General features: G+C 67.3%; 13 protein-coding genes and 1 tRNA gene. 4 read left to right on the top strand and 10 right to left on the bottom strand.

The features are described from left to right. Positions 1-389: 389 nt before the first annotated feature. Positions 390-465: transfer RNA gene (locus tag KZC51_RS15770), tRNA-Lys, on the bottom strand. 130 nt (positions 466-595) lie between these two features. After that, complete coding sequence (locus KZC51_RS15765; protein ID WP_247630974.1) at positions 596-1,252, bottom strand: fasciclin domain-containing protein; 657 nt, start codon at positions 1,250-1,252, stop codon at positions 596-598. Between the two features lie 249 nt (positions 1,253-1,501). On the opposite strand from KZC51_RS15765, the gene sigK reads away from it, so the two are divergent. The 4 genes from sigK to KZC51_RS15745 all read left to right on the top strand — a co-directional run bounded on the left by sigK (position 1,502) and on the right by KZC51_RS15745 (position 4,615). Further along, a complete protein-coding gene (gene sigK / locus KZC51_RS15760) occupies positions 1,502-2,101 on the top strand; it encodes an ECF RNA polymerase sigma factor SigK (RefSeq protein ID WP_247630973.1) in 600 nt (199 codons plus the stop codon). Continuing rightward, positions 2,098-2,898: an anti-sigma factor gene (locus KZC51_RS15755; RefSeq protein ID WP_247630972.1), complete on the top strand. Its 801-nt coding sequence runs from the start codon at positions 2,098-2,100 to the stop codon at positions 2,896-2,898. The genes sigK and KZC51_RS15755 overlap by 4 nt, the downstream gene beginning before the upstream one ends. Positions 2,899-2,927: 29 nt before the next feature. After that, positions 2,928-3,557: a DNA-directed RNA polymerase subunit beta gene (locus KZC51_RS15750; RefSeq protein ID WP_247630971.1), complete on the top strand. Its 630-nt coding sequence runs from the start codon at positions 2,928-2,930 to the stop codon at positions 3,555-3,557. A gap of 173 nt (positions 3,558-3,730) precedes the next feature. After that, a complete protein-coding gene (locus KZC51_RS15745; protein ID WP_247630970.1) occupies positions 3,731-4,615 on the top strand; it encodes an aminodeoxychorismate lyase in 885 nt (294 codons plus the stop codon). 73 nt (positions 4,616-4,688) lie between these two features. Here KZC51_RS15745 and KZC51_RS15740 read toward each other — a convergent pair whose 3' ends face one another. From KZC51_RS15740 to KZC51_RS15705, 8 genes are all read right to left on the bottom strand, one after another. Next, complete coding sequence (locus tag KZC51_RS15740; RefSeq protein ID WP_247630969.1) at positions 4,689-5,570, bottom strand: type IV toxin-antitoxin system AbiEi family antitoxin domain-containing protein; 882 nt, start codon at positions 5,568-5,570, stop codon at positions 4,689-4,691. Positions 5,571-5,817: 247 nt separating this feature from the next. Beyond that, positions 5,818-6,597, bottom strand: a complete 780-nt coding sequence (gene pstB / locus KZC51_RS15735; protein ID WP_247630968.1) for a phosphate ABC transporter ATP-binding protein PstB — start codon at positions 6,595-6,597, stop codon at positions 5,818-5,820. Between the two features lie 30 nt (positions 6,598-6,627). Continuing rightward, positions 6,628-7,731, bottom strand: coding sequence for a phosphate ABC transporter permease PstA (pstA, locus tag KZC51_RS15730; protein WP_247630967.1), 1,104 nt, complete (start codon positions 7,729-7,731; stop codon positions 6,628-6,630). Between the two features lies 1 nt (position 7,732). Further along, positions 7,733-8,683, bottom strand: coding sequence for a phosphate ABC transporter permease subunit PstC (gene pstC / locus KZC51_RS15725; RefSeq protein WP_247630966.1), 951 nt, complete (start codon positions 8,681-8,683; stop codon positions 7,733-7,735). 90 nt (positions 8,684-8,773) lie between these two features. After that, positions 8,774-9,880 carry a phosphate ABC transporter substrate-binding protein PstS gene (pstS, locus tag KZC51_RS15720; RefSeq protein ID WP_247630965.1) on the bottom strand — a complete coding sequence of 369 codons (1,107 nt, stop codon included), beginning with the start codon at positions 9,878-9,880 and terminating at the stop codon, positions 8,774-8,776. Positions 9,881-10,081: 201 nt separating this feature from the next. Next, positions 10,082-11,059, bottom strand: coding sequence for an NUDIX hydrolase (locus tag KZC51_RS15715; RefSeq protein WP_247630964.1), 978 nt, complete (start codon positions 11,057-11,059; stop codon positions 10,082-10,084). After that, a complete protein-coding gene (locus KZC51_RS15710) occupies positions 11,056-13,221 on the bottom strand; it encodes an RNA degradosome polyphosphate kinase (protein WP_247630963.1) in 2,166 nt (721 codons plus the stop codon). The genes KZC51_RS15715 and KZC51_RS15710 overlap by 4 nt, the downstream gene beginning before the upstream one ends. A gap of 52 nt (positions 13,222-13,273) precedes the next feature. After that, positions 13,274-13,957, bottom strand: a complete 684-nt coding sequence (locus tag KZC51_RS15705) for a winged helix-turn-helix transcriptional regulator (protein ID WP_247630962.1) — start codon at positions 13,955-13,957, stop codon at positions 13,274-13,276. Positions 13,958-13,960 lie beyond the last annotated feature (3 nt).

The raw sequence follows: 13,960 nt of genomic DNA, 5'->3' as shown, positions 1-13,960 counted from the left end.
CGGCCCCGTGCGGCGGCACCGTCTGAGCTTCCACTCCAAAGTCTGTGGTCACTAGTAGCCTGTGTCTTGACCGCATCGAAGCGGTCGGATTGGGGAGTTCAATGCCGAACTACGTTGTCAACAAAAATGCTCAGTCGGGCTCGAATGATCACGAAGTGCACAGTCTGAGCACTTCGTACAACTGTCTGCCGAATCCCGAGAATCGCGTGGAGCTGGGGTGGCACGCAGATTGCGCGAGTGCGGTGCGCGAGGCCAAGCGTCACTATAGCGACACGAACGGGTGTCGCTGGTGCTCGCCAGCATGTCACACGACGTGATGACGGACGGGTTTCCGCCGGGAACGGGAAAGGCACCGGGTCGCGATGTCTCACGCGATCCCAGTGCCTGTCTGGTGGGCCCCGTGGGGCTCGAACCCACGACCCGCGGATTAAAAGTCCGATGCTCTGCCAACTGAGCTAGAGGCCCGCGCCCTCTAGTCTAGGGCGCACAGAAGGGGCGCCGGTGAACAGCATCACCGACGCCCCTTCTCGCCCTCTCGCGGGCCTCCTCACCTACGAGAGGTCGAGGTGCCGGGGTCCCTTCCCGGCAGCCCGAATCAGTTGGCCGGCGGCATCAGGACCGTGTCGATCAGGTACACGGTCGCGTTGGCGGTCTGAACTCCACCGCAGATGACGTTGGCGTCGTTGACCATCAGCTCGTCTCCGCTGCCGGTGACCTCGAGGTCGGCGCCCTGCACGGTGGCGTGGGTACCCACGATGTCGTCCGGAGCGATCTGACCGGGCACCACGTGGTACGTCAGGATCGAGCTCAGCGTGGCGCTGTCGGTCTTGAGCGCGTCGATGGTGGCGGGGTCGATCTTGGCGAAGGCATCGTCGACCGGTGCGAAGACCGTGAACTCGCTGCCGTTGAGCGTGTCGACGAGGTCGACGTCGGGGTTGAGCTGACCGCTGACCGCTGCGGTGAGCGTCTTGAGCAGCGGGTTGTTGGAGGCGGCGACCGCGACCGGGTCGGCGGCCATGCCGGCAACCGATCCTGCGCCGTCCGGCACTGCTTCGGCGTATGCCGCGCATCCGGGGCCGACCAGGTTGGCAGCCGGGTCCATCGTGTCGGGCGTGGACTCCGAGGTCTCGGGGGCCGTCGGCGCCGACGATTCGTCCGTGGTGGTGCTGCCCATCGAACATGCGGAGAGCACGAATGCGCTCGCCAGCGTGAGGGTGAGGGCTGCGGTGACCTTCTTCTTGGTGCTGAACATCTCGAGCTCCTTCAAACTGAGCCACGGCCTCTCCGTGGCGTCGAGTTGTGTTCGGAGCCCCTCGGGGAACGGATGGGAGAAACTTCGAGTTTGTTCTAGATCCGCATGATTCCGCGGGATCCGACACTCATCCAATCCGTTCCCCTCGCGGGCGCGAAGAGAAGACGTGTCAGCGGGGGAGCCCCGGATGCTGATTTCCTCCTTCACCTGCGGGTGATGCGCTGCACGGGAACGGAGAGGAGATGCGGCATGCTTGTAGAGATGGTCATCGACGGAATGGACGTCCCGGAGGACGGGACCGCGAGCGATGCTGCGGCCGAGCTGCTGCTGCGCATCGCCGACGGTGATCAGGCTGCCTTCGCAGCGCTCTACGACATGCTCTCCGCGCGCGCGTTCGGGCTCATCCTGCGCGTGCTCGTGAACCGCTCTCAGAGTGAAGAGGTGCTGCAGGAGGTCTTCCTCGAGATCTGGCAATCCGCTTCCCGCTTCGCTCCGAACAGAGGTCAAGGACGAACATGGGTGATGACGATCGCACATCGTCGGGCCGTGGATCGGGTGCGTGCGTCGCAGTCGAGCACGGACCGTGATGTGCGGGCAGGGCTGAGAGACATCGGCGTGGCGCACGACAGTGTCGCCGAGCAGGTGGAACTGGGCATCGAGGGCGAGAAGGTCGTCGGAGCTCTCTCGACTCTTCCCGACGTGCAGCGTGAGGCGATCGTGCTCGCGTACTACGGCGGTTACAGTCAGAACGAAATCTCGGCGCTCGTGGGAGCGCCGCTGGGGACTATCAAGACACGGATGCGAGACGGGCTCACCCGACTCCGCGCAGCTATGGGGGTGACGGCATGAACGAGCAGGACTTCGCAGAACTCGCGGCAGGTGCCGCCCTGCATGCGCTGTCGCCTGCCGACCAGCGTCTGTTCCATGACGCACTCGCGGCGCATCCGGAGTGGGCCGATCTCGTGGACGACGACATCGAGACTGTCGCGGCGCTCGAAGCCGTCACGGCACCGGAGTTCCCACCGCTGGACCTGCGGGCCACACTGCTCGCTCAGATCGCATCGACGCCGCAGCACCGCGATGTCGACTCCGATCCGCACTCCGCGGAGTCATCCGGCTTCAGCGATGCCCCATCAGCAGCGGCGACCGGTCAGAGCGCTGAGTCGCAGCCACGAGCCGCCGCGCCGCGTCGGTGGACGAGAACGATCTTCGCGCTCGCCGCATGCCTCGCGCTCGTGGTCGGTATCGGATTCGGCGCTGCAGCCCTGGGCGGCTATCTCAACCGTCCCGCAGCGGTCGTCGCATTGGAGCAGATCCAGTCCGCAGCTGATGCGCAGCAGGCGACCGTGACGCTCGAAGACGGTGGAACGGCGACCGCGCACTGGTCGGCATCCGCTGGTGCCGCTGTGCTCGTCACCGACGGCGTTCCCGCCGCGGCCAAGGGCGAGAGCTACGAACTCTGGTTCGTGCGCGGAGAGACTCCGATCTCGGCCGGTGTATTCGATGTCGAGGGCAACACTGCCACGGCGGCGCTCTCGGGGGATATGCACGCCGGCGACATCATCGCGGTCACGGTCGAGCAGGAAGGAGGCTCTCCGACGGGAAAGCCGACCTCGGACCCGTTCATCGTGATCCCCACGGCCTGAGGGTCGGCGATCCCGGGTAGCCTGGTGCGATGCCCGAGCAGCACCATCGCCCCGTGCGCCGTCCGTCCAGCGCCTTCGACAACATCGTCGGCGCGCACGACCCTGCCGAGGAGACGCGTGCCGCACACGCCACGGCATCCGCTCTCCTCACCCGGGTACGCGCGGACGAGAGCGGCGTGAGCGCCGACCGTCTGGTGGCGTTCGCCTCCGAGCACGGCATCGACGAGATCGCGGAGCTGTGGTCGAAGGCCGCGCCGCGGACCCTGCCGGGAGCGCTGTGGCGTCTGTATCTGCTGCAGCTGGCCATCCATGCCGATGCCGAGACCTCGGCGCTGCTGTACGAGCGGGGCCGCGTCGAGCTGCCCTCCATCGATGCCGCGATCGCCGGGGCCCCGGTGCCGGCCAACCCGGACGAACTCGTCGCCCTCATCGACACGATCCTCCGCGGCGCGTTCCGGGGTGACTTCGCCGTGGCGCTCGAGCGTGCGGCGGCGTTCTGCCGCATCCAGGCCTCCGGAGCCACCCACCTCGCCGACGACTACGAGTCGACCGAACCAGCGCGCGCCACGGAGCTCACGACCAGGGCGCTGCGCCTGAGCAGCTACGCTCAGGATCTTTCCGCAGCATCCACGCTGTGGCGCTCAGGAACGCTGAGCTGAGACCTCCGCGCGCCGCGTGAAGCGGGGCGGATGTGAAAAGACCGGGCCGCAAGAACGCCTCTCGGCGGAAGGCCGCTCGCAGCGGCGAAAAATGGAGCCCGGGGTTATGCGGCCCGGCCACTCCATTGTAACGCGGACGCACGGTGGCTATTCCCGACCTCTAGGCTCGGAGCATGAACCGGCGCTTCGCATTGATGATCGATCCCGTGGTCGCGGATGAGGTCCGCGACGACTACTCCGACACCTTCACCACGGTAGATGCGGCGGCACCCGCGCTGAGCGTGGGGGAGTTGAGCACACAGCGCGGCGACGGCGTCTTCGAGTCCATCGGCGTGGTCGACGGACACGCGCAGGAGGTGGTGCCGCACCTGGAGCGTCTGGCGCATTCCGCGCGGCTCTGCGACCTGCCGGTGCCGAACGCACACCAGTGGCACCAGGCCATCGACAGCGCAGCGGAGCAGTGCGGGGAGGGCGAGGCGGTCATCAAGCTCATCCTCAGCCGGGGAGTGGAGCACGGCCCGACCCCCACTGCCTGGGTCACGGCCGCACCGGCGGCGGACTTCCGCGCAGTGCGCGAGAACGGCATCCGCGTGGTGACGCTCGACCGCGGATACGACCTGGGTGCGGCTGAGCGGGCGCCCTGGCTGCTGCTCGGTGCGAAGACCCTGTCGTACGCGGTGAATATGGCTGCGTTGCGGGAGGCCCACCGGCGCGGGGCGGATGACGCGATCTTCCTGTCGAGCGACGGCTTCGTGCTGGAGGCGCCGACGGCCTCGCTCATCCTGCGGTTCGGCAATAGGTTCGTGACTCCTGCCCCCAACGGCGGCATCCTGCACGGCACCACGCAGCTCAGCATGTACGACCACCTCGCCGATCGCGGCTTCGAGGTCGGGTACGACCGCATCCCGGCATCCGATCTCGCCAGGGCTGATGCCGCCTGGCTGGTCTCGAGCGTGCGCCTCGCTGCCCCGATCACCGCGATCGACGACGTGGATGTCGCAGTCGACCACACACTGACGGCCGAGCTGAACGCGTACCTGCTCTCACCCCGCGACTGAGTCCGCGCCCGGGGCGCGCCGAAACAGAGACCTTTTGTCCCGGAGTCGGAGAGTCGTGCCTGGGCGCGCCTTGTCACGATCGCATCCTCTCCGTTTTGTGACCCGGGTCGGCCTCTGCGAGGTGTGCCTTGCGGTGGATCATGCTGACGATGGCGCTCTGCACGAGTGGCCAGTCATTGACGATGAGCGAGTACGTGAATCGCAAAGTGGTGAAGCCCGCGGCCGCAGCGATCGCATCCCGGCGGAGGTCCTTCTGTCTCTCCCGTTCGCGCTCGTGATTCGCGCGTCCGTCCGCCTCGATGATCAGTCGGGCGCCGATGACGAAGTCGACCTCTCCGACGCCGTCGATGGGCACCTGTGAGCGGACCGTGATCCCGATGCGATGGAGACGAAGCCGGATCAGCGACTCCAGGCCGCTGTCTGCGTCCGCGCGGGCGAACGACACGAGCCAACGGAGCGAGACGGGCAGATGCCGCTGCAGCCACCGCACACCGGCGGGGGAGAGGAGGGAGTGGCGAAGCGCTGACTCGAGAGTTGCGAAGAATGCGTCCTCTCCGCAGCACGTCGCCATCTGGAGAAGCGCGTTGGCCACAGGCGCGGGCTGGCCGACAGCGACGCGTCCGGCATCCCAATGCACGACGCACTCCGCACAGGACGAGCGCGGAGTTCCGGCGGTGCCCATCCAGACGTGATGGCGTGAGGGAAGTTCGAGCACCCAGAGGCCCCACGCGGCGGCGGCTTCTGCGCAGGCGATCGTTCCGCCCCGAGACGCCGCGTGCTGCATCGGAGGAGGCGTATCGGGAAGTGCGTACACACCCTGCCGTAGCCTCAGGATCTCACCGGCGCGAACCGCCCGTGCCAACTCCGCGGTGGTGACACCGCGTGCTCGCAGCTCGGAGGTACGGGCCATACGGCCGATCGCGCGCATGGCGGTTGCGGCGCGGACGAAGGACATGGATCGAGCATGGGCGTCCACCGCTCACCACTTCATCCGCGTAGCCATGCTCAGTGGATCGCGCGCAGCATCCGCTGGCCGTGCAGGAGCAGTGATGCCTCACAAACACCAGACGATCGTCCTCACCTTCGGCGCGTTGCGCCGTGCCACACCGTGCGTACGACGGATGCTCTGGGTTTTCACCCCGACACACAGGAGGGGCCCGGATGCCGCAGCACCCGAGCCCCTTCGGATCACGAACCCGTGATCATCCGAAGCGGCCGGAGACGTAGTCCTCGGTCGCCTGCACGGACGGAGTGGTGAAGATCGAGGTCGTGTCGTCGTACTCGATGAGCTTGCCGGGCTTGCCTGTCCCGGCGATGTTGAAGAACGCGGTCTTGTCGGAGACGCGGCTGGCCTGCTGCATGTTGTGCGTCACGATGACGATCGTGTATTCCGTCTTGAGCTCGCCGATCAGCTCCTCGATCGCGTAGGTCGAGATCGGGTCGAGGGCAGAGCACGGCTCGTCCATGAGCAGCACGTCAGGGGAGACGGCGATCGCGCGGGCGATGCACAGACGCTGCTGCTGTCCCCCCGAGAGGCCGGAGCCGGGCTTCTCCAGGCGGTCCTTGACCTCGTTCCAGAGGTTGGCTCCCTGGAGGGACTTCTCGACCAGCGCATCGGCGTCGGACTTCGAGATGCGCTTGTTGTTCAGCTTCACGCCGGCGAGCACGTTCTCACGGATCGACATCGTGGGGAACGGGTTCGGGCGCTGGAACACCATGCCCACCTGGCGACGCACGGTCACCGGGTCGACGGAGGGGCCGTAGAGGTCGTCGCCGTCGAGCAGCACCTGGCCCTCGACGCGCGCACCGGGGATGACCTCGTGCATGCGGTTCAATGTGCGCAGGAACGTCGACTTGCCGCATCCGGACGGGCCGATGAACGCGGTGACGCTGCGGGGTTCGATGTTGAGGGACACGCCCTCCACAGCGAGGAAGTCGCTGTAGTAGACGTTCAGGTCGTTGACTTCGATGCTCTTGGACACGGCAGTTTCCTTGCTTGTCGGGTCTGCGGCTCAGCGGCCGGTCTTGGGTGCGAAGATCTTCGCGACGAGGCGCGCGACCAGGTTGAGCACCATGACGATGATGATGAGGGTCAGCGCGGCGGCCCAGGCACGTTCCACATACGCCTCGGCGGGGATGCCCTGGTACGCGTACTGCGAGTAGGTGAACACCGGCAGCGTCTGCATGCGGCCGCTGAACAGGTTGTAGTTCATGGCGTCCGTGAAGCCGGCCGTGAGCAGCAGCGGCGCGGTCTCGCCGATCACGCGGGAGATGGCGAGCATGATACCCGTGGTGATACCGGCGATCGAGGTCGGCAGCACCACCTTGACGATCGTGAGCCACTTCGGCACGCCGAGTGCGTAGGAGGCCTCGCGCAGCTCGTTCGGCACGAGCCGCAGCATCTCCTCGCTCGAACGCACGACCACCGGGATCATGAGCACCGCCAGCGCGACGGATCCGGCGATACCCATGCGCACGCCCGGTCCGAAGATCAGCGCGAAGACCGCGTAGGCGAACAGACCGGCGACGATCGAGGGGATGCCCGTCATCACGTCCACCAGGAAGGTGATGGTGCGCGCCATCCGCCCGTTCTTGCCGTACTCGACCAGGTAGACGGCGGTCATCAGGCCGATCGGGATCGAGATGATGGCCGCGGCGAGCGTGACCAGCAGCGTTCCGACGATGGCGTGGAGGGCGCCGCCGCCTTCACCCAGCACCCCGCGCATCGACGAGGAGAAGAACAACCCGTCGAAGCGCGCGAGGCCCGTGGCGACCACGGTCACGGCGACGGAGACCAGTGGCACCATCGCGATCGCGAAGGCGACGGTGACCACGCCGGTGACGAGCCGATCGAGGGCCTTGCGTGCACCCTCGATGATGCGCGACAGGACGTAGATCAGGACCAGGTAGATGATGGCGCCGAGGATGACGGAGCCGGCGACGTTGAACTCCGACCCGGCGGCCAGGGCCTGGATCGCGAACGGGGTGGCGCCGACGACGAGCGAGAGCACGAGCAGGGCCCACGGCGACCAGCGGGGGAGGTGACCCGAGCTGAGGGAGGCCGTCGAGCGGGAGGCGGCCACGGCTCGAGCGGATTCGGGGGCGGTCAGGGTCATGTCAGTTCGCTCCCGAGAATTCCTTGCGGCGGTTCACGAACCAGCGTGCGAGAGCGTTCACCGCGAACGTCACGACGAACAGGATCAGACCGGTCGCGATGAGGATGTTGATGTTGATCTGGTACGCCTCGGGGAACGTCAGTGCGATGTTCGCGGCGATCGTGGACGGGTTCGTGGAGGTGAGCAGCTCGAACGTGACGGCTTTGCTGACCGAGAGCACCATGGCGACGGCCATGGTCTCGCCGAGGGCGCGTCCGAGGCCCAGCATGGAGGCGGACACGATGCCGGAGCGGCCGAAGGGCAGCACCGCCATGCGCACCATCTCCCAGCGAGTGGCGCCGAGTGCGAGGGCGGCCTCCTCGTGCAGCACCGGAGTCTGCAGGAAGATCTCGCGGCAGATGGCGGTGATGATGGGCACGACCATGACCGCGAGCACCATGGCGGCGGTGAGGATCGTACGGCCGGTGGGCGACACCACGCCCCCGAAGAGGGGGATCCACCCGGCGTTCGTGTTCAGCCATGCGTAGATCGGCTGCACGGCCGGTGCCAGCACCAGGATGCCCCAGAGGCCGAAGACGACCGACGGCACGGCGGCGAGCAGGTCGACGACGTAGCCGAGGCCCTGGGCGAGCCGTCGGGGAGCGTAGTGGGTGATGAACAGGGCCACACCCAGCGAGAGCGGCACGGCCAGGAGGAGCGCGAGGAAGGCCGCCCACACCGTGCCGAACAGCAGAGGACCCACGTAGTCCCAGAAGTTGGTCTTGAGGAGCGAGGCGTCTTCGGCGGTCGCGGCGAACGCCGGGATCGACTGCACGATGAGGAAGATCGCGACCGCGGCCAGCGTGATCATGATCATGGATCCGGCGGCGACCGCCGTGCCGGAGAACCAGATGTCGCCGGCGCGCTTCTTCGCGACGATGCGCGTCTGCGTCGGCACGGTCGTGGCTGTCATGGGAGCTGCTTCCTGCTCAGGGGAGATCGGGTGTCTGACGCGAGCAGACGGTCTCCGGGATGCCGCAGCATCCCGGAGACCGTCTCATGATCACTTGATGAGGTCGATCGCTGCCTGCGCCTTCGTGCGCAGGTCGTCCGAGATCGGGGCGCTGCCGGCGTTGGCCGCCGCAGCGTCCTGGCCCTCGGCGCTGATCGCGGTGGTGAAGAACGCCTTGGTCAGCGCCGCGACGTTCTCGTCCTCGTACTCGGCGCAGCCGATGAGGTAGCTGACCAGGAGCACCGGGTAGGCGCCCTCGGCGGTGGTGGTGCGGTCGATCGCGAAGGCGAGGTCACCGGCGGTGCGGCCGTCCTCGATCTTCGAGGCGTCGAGCGTCGCGGCTGCGCCCTCGGCCGAGTGCGGCACGAAGTTGTCGCCGACCTTGACGTTGACGGCCGAGAAGTCGGCTGCCTGCGAGGAGTCGATGTAGCCGATCAGTCCCTGTCCGCCCTTGACGGCGTTGGCGACACCCGAGGTCTTCTCGGCGGACTCGCCGGCGAGGTCGGACGGCCATTCCTCGACGCTGCCCGCGGTCCAGACATCGCCAGCGGTCTGCGCGAGGTAGTCGGTGAAGTTGCCCGTGGTGCCCGACTTGTCCGAGCGGTGGACCGGCGTGATGGCCAGGTCGGGGAGCGTGGCGTCGGGGTTGTCCGCGGCGATCGCCGGGTCGTTCCACTTGGTGATCTTGCCCGCGAAGATCGACGCGATGGTCTTGGCGTCGAGGTTCAGCTCATCCACGCCGTCGAGCGAGAAGACGATCGCGATCGGCGAGACGTATGCCGGGATCTCGATGATGTCGGAACCGTCGACGCACGCGCCGAAGCCGCCGGCGGCGATCTCGTCGGTCTTGAACGCTCGGTCGGAACCGGCGAAGTTCACCGCGCCCTGCTGGAACGACTCGCGTCCGCCGCCGGAGCCCTGCGGGTCGTACTCGACCTGAGCGTCGGGGTTGGTCTTCTGGAACTCGGCGGTCCACGCCTGGATGGCGACCTGCTGCGAGGAAGCGCCCGCGCCGACCAGCGAGCCGCTGATGGCAGGAGCGTCGGAGGTGGGAGCGTCTGTGGAACCGGTGGTGCCTTCGTTCGCGGCACAGCCGGCGAGAGCGAGGGCGGCGACGGCGCCGATGGCGCCGATGCGAGCGATTCGGGAGATCTTCACTGTGGATCCATTCGATCGTGGATGGGTTGAGGCCCGGTGCGGGGCACACAGTGACGCTATGTGCGGCGGTTAACGAGACTCTCCCGCGCAGGTGAACGGCAGGTGAACGGCGGGCGACTCTCTGGGGTGCGCTCCTTGTCGCCACTGGGGTCGCCGGAACCACTCGATACCGCGGGCACTGCGGAGCGAGGTGGCGGAGGGTCAGACCTTCGGGACGTGCGTCTCGATCGCGATGATGCCGGAGCCGGGGTTGGTCGCGGAGAGGTGAACGACCGAGAACGCGGCCGGTTCGAGGTCCGACGCGCTGCTGAGGTAGGAGCCCTGGATGGTGCCGGTCGCGAGTGAGATCTCGGAGAGGAGTCCTGGCAGCACGGGGCCGTGACTGCACAGCACGGCGGGCTTGCCGGCACGCACACGGCGGCCGACGACCGAGCGGAGGTCGTCGGTGCCGTCCTCCCAGGCGTCCTGGCTGATCTTCTCGGTCCGCACGGGGGTGCGCCCCAGCGCCTTCGCGAGAGGTGCGACGGTACGGACGCATCGCTCGGCGTCACTGGTGATGATCTTGCGCACGCCGAAGGCGCGGAGCGGTCCGACGAGGGACTTGGCCTGGGTGCGGCCGCGCTCGGTCAGCGGGCGGGAGGCATCCGAGCCGTCCCACTCCGACCGGGGGAGCGCCTTCGCGTGCCGTAGCGCGATCACGGGGAATGTGCGCAGCACGCCGTCGTCGACGAGCGTGGAGAAGAAGTCGAGGATCTCCAGATCGACCGGGTAGCTGAGTCGTGACCTGGCCTTCTTGACGCTCACCCATTCGAGCGCGGCGATCTCGCGGTTGGGCACGAAGGCCGACGCGCGGATCGCCTCGTCGGTGGCCTCCGCGGCCCAGTAGTGCACGACTTTCTGCTTGCGCGAGGCCATCACGTAGCGGCTCACGCCGACGGGAACGCCGAGCGAGACGCGGATGCCTGTCTCCTCGTACACCTCGCGCACCGCTGTCTCGGCGAGCATCTCGCCGGGATCGACCTTGCCCTTGGGCAGGGTGATGTCGCGGTACTTCGTGCGATGGATCAGCAGGATGCGCAGCTTTCCGTCGACCAGACGCCAGACGACCGCACCGGCGGCGTACACCGCCTTGTCGGTCCACTTCGCGCGAGGCGCTTCCTGGGTCTGTCGAAGTGTCATCGCACCGCCCGTGCGCGACGGCGCCGCTGGATCAACCCCATGGTCTTATCCTGCAGGTCGAGCAGGGGCTTTCCGTCGGCATCCACGGCGTGGCGTTCCCATACCCCGCCGGCACCGAGGTGCCACGAGGTCGTCCCCGGGTCCATCGCGAGGTCGAAGAACGCCAGCAGTTCCTTGAGATGCGCGGGATCGGTGACCCGCACCAGCGCCTCGACGCGGCGGTCGAGGTTGCGGTGCATCATGTCGGCGCTGCCGATGTACACCTGCGGATCGCCGTCGTTCTCGAACGCGAAGATACGGGAGTGCTCCAGATAGCGGCCGAGGATGCTGCGCACAGTGATGTTGTCGCTGATGCCGTCGAGGTCGGTGCGCAGGCTGCAGATGCCGCGCACCCACACTTCGACCTTCACCCCGGCCACGCTCGCGCGGTACAGGGAGTCGATGATCTCCTCGTCGACCATCGAGTTCACCTTGATGCGGATGCGGGCGGGCTTGCCGGCTTCGGCGTTCTTGCGCTCAGCGTCGATCTGGCGCACCAGGCCCTTGCGCAAGTGCAGGGGCGCGACGAGAAGCCGCTTGAACTTCTTCTCGATCGCGTAGCCGCTGAGCTCGTTGAACAGGCGGGTGAGGTCCTTGCCGACCTGGGCGTCGGCGGTGAACAGGCCGAAGTCCTCGTAGATGCGGCTCGTCTTCGGGTTGTAGTTCCCGGTGCCCACGTGCGAGTAGTGGCGCAGCGTGCCCTCTTCCTCGCGGATGACGAGAGCCAGCTTGCAGTGCGTCTTGAGGCCGACCAGACCGTACACCACGTGCACGCCGGCCTTCTCGAGCTTGCGCGCCCAGACGATGTTGTTCGCCTCGTCGAAGCGCGCCTTGACCTCGACCAGGGCGAGCACCTGCTTGCCCGCCTCCGCCGCATCGATCAGGGCCTGCACGATGGGGCTGTCGCCCGAGGTGCGGTAGAGCGTCTGCTTGATGGCCAGCACGTGAGGGTCGCGGGCGGCCTGCTCGAGGAACGCCTGCACGCTCGTGGTGAACGACTCATAGGGGTGGTGCACGAGTACATCGGACTTGCGGATCGCCGCGAACATGTCGGCACGGGTGTTGCTGTCACCGGGTTGGAAGGCGACAGCGGTGGTCGGCAGGTGCGGCGGGTAGCGCAGGTCGGGGCGGTCGATGCGGGAGAGCCCGAACAGGCCGCGCAGGTCGAGCGGCCCGGGGAGGCGGTAGACCTCCTGGTCGGTGATGTCGAGCTCCTTCACGAGCAGCTCCAGTGTCACCGCATCCATGTCGTCCGTGATCTCGAGGCGGATCGGCGGGCCGAACCGCCGGCGGAGCAGCTCGGCCTCGAGTGCCTGGATGAGGTTCTCGCTCTCGTCCTCCTCGATCGCGACGTCTTCGTTGCGGGTCAGGCGGAAGGCGTGGTGGTCGAGCACCTCCATGCCGGGGAAGAGATCGCCCAGGTGGTTCGCGATCAGCTCCTCCAGGCTCAGATAGCGCGTGATCTCGCTGGTGCCGGGCACCTCGACGAACCGCGGGAGCATCGGCGGCACCTTGAGACGCGCGAACTCCTGGCGCCCCGTGCGGGCGTTGCGGATGCGGATCGCGAGGTTCAGCGAAAGGCCCGAGATGTACGGGAAGGGGTGGGCGGGGTCGACAGCCAGGGGCATCAGCACCGGGAAGACCTGGAGCTGGAAGTACTCCGACAGAGCCGATCGCTCGGACTCGGTGAGCTCCGACCACGAGCTCATCTCGATGCCGGCGTCGGCGAGTGCGGGGCGTACCTGTGATGTCCATGCCTCGGCATGACGCAGTTGCAGCGCGTGCGCTTCGCGGGAGATGTCGGCGAGAGCATCGACGGGGGAGCGGCCGATGTTCGTCGGCACGGCCAGACCGGTCATGATACGGCGCTTGAGGCCTGCGACTCTGACCATGAAGAACTCGTCGAGGTTGCTCGCGAAGATCGCCAGGAAGTTCGCCCGCTCGAGTTCGGGCAGCGATGCGTCCTCCGCGAGTTCGAGCACGCGCTGGTTGAACGCCAGCCAGCTCAGCTCGCGATCGAAGTAGCGGTGGTCGGGCAGCAGAGCATCGGGCGACTCGTTCGCGTCGAAGTCGTCGTCTTCGGCGTCACCGAGGCCGGCATCGGCGAGTGCGGGATCGATCATGGGGTACATCTAATCACCGCGAAGTGACGCGCGCGTGAACGGAGCCGTTCCGTTACCCCGCAGCGGCGACCGAATCCTCGTCGTACACGTTGAAGCGGTAGCCCACGTTGCGCACGGTGCCGATGATCTGCTCCTGGTCGCCGAGCTTCGCCCGCAGCCGTCGCACGTGCACGTCGACCGTCCTCGTGCCGCCGAAGTAGTCGTAGCCCCACACCTCGCTGAGCAGCTGTTCGCGGGTGAAGACGCGCGAGGGGTGCGTGGCGAGGAAGTGCAGAAGCTGGAACTCCTTGTAGGTGAGGTCGAGCGGCTTGCCGCGTAGCTTCGCGGAGTAGGACTGCTCGTCGATCGTGACGCCGGAGGCCTGCACACGGGTCGGCTCCGCGACATCGTCGCGCCGGGCGAGAGCCAGGCGGACGCGGGCATCGGTCTCGGCGGGCCCCGCGGTGGAGAGGAGGACGTCGTCGATCTCCCAGTCTCCGGAGAGCGCGCTCATCCCGCCCTCGGTCACGACGAGCAGCAGCGGAGCGTCCTGTCCGGCGACACGCAGCAGGCGGCACAGCGACTTCGCCCCGACCAGATCGTGTCGACCGTCGACGATCACGAGGTCGTACTCCGGAGCGCTCACCAGCTGCGACGGTTCGGCCGGGATCTGGCGCACGCGGTGGCTGAGCAGCTCGAGCGCAGGGAGCACCTGCTCTGATGCGGGAGCGTTCGTCAGAACCAGGACCTGGGCCACACG

The organism is Microbacterium croceum (assembly GCF_023091245.1).
GTDB classification, from domain to species: domain Bacteria; phylum Actinomycetota; class Actinomycetes; order Actinomycetales; family Microbacteriaceae; genus Microbacterium; species Microbacterium croceum.
The sequence above is the reverse complement of the archived record's forward strand: the minus strand, read 5'-3'. Positions and strand labels throughout refer to the sequence as shown.

Bases quoted from the DNA above. Each gene is read 5' to 3' on its own strand.
- KZC51_RS15765 (WP_247630974.1), bottom strand. From the start codon at position 1,252: ATGTTCAGCACCAAGAAGAAGGTCACCGCAGCCCTCACCCTCACGCTG.
- sigK (WP_247630973.1), top strand. From the start codon at position 1,502: ATGCTTGTAGAGATGGTCATCGACGGAATGGACGTCCCGGAGGACGGG.
- KZC51_RS15755 (WP_247630972.1), top strand. From the start codon at position 2,098: ATGAACGAGCAGGACTTCGCAGAACTCGCGGCAGGTGCCGCCCTGCAT.
- KZC51_RS15750 (WP_247630971.1), top strand. From the start codon at position 2,928: ATGCCCGAGCAGCACCATCGCCCCGTGCGCCGTCCGTCCAGCGCCTTC.
- KZC51_RS15745 (WP_247630970.1), top strand. From the start codon at position 3,731: ATGAACCGGCGCTTCGCATTGATGATCGATCCCGTGGTCGCGGATGAG.
- KZC51_RS15740 (WP_247630969.1), bottom strand. From the start codon at position 5,570: ATGTCCTTCGTCCGCGCCGCAACCGCCATGCGCGCGATCGGCCGTATG.
- pstA (WP_247630967.1), bottom strand. From the start codon at position 7,731: ATGACCCTGACCGCCCCCGAATCCGCTCGAGCCGTGGCCGCCTCCCGC.
- pstC (WP_247630966.1), bottom strand. From the start codon at position 8,683: ATGACAGCCACGACCGTGCCGACGCAGACGCGCATCGTCGCGAAGAAG.
- KZC51_RS15715 (WP_247630964.1), bottom strand. From the start codon at position 11,059: ATGACACTTCGACAGACCCAGGAAGCGCCTCGCGCGAAGTGGACCGAC.
- KZC51_RS15710 (WP_247630963.1), bottom strand. From the start codon at position 13,221: ATGATCGATCCCGCACTCGCCGATGCCGGCCTCGGTGACGCCGAAGAC.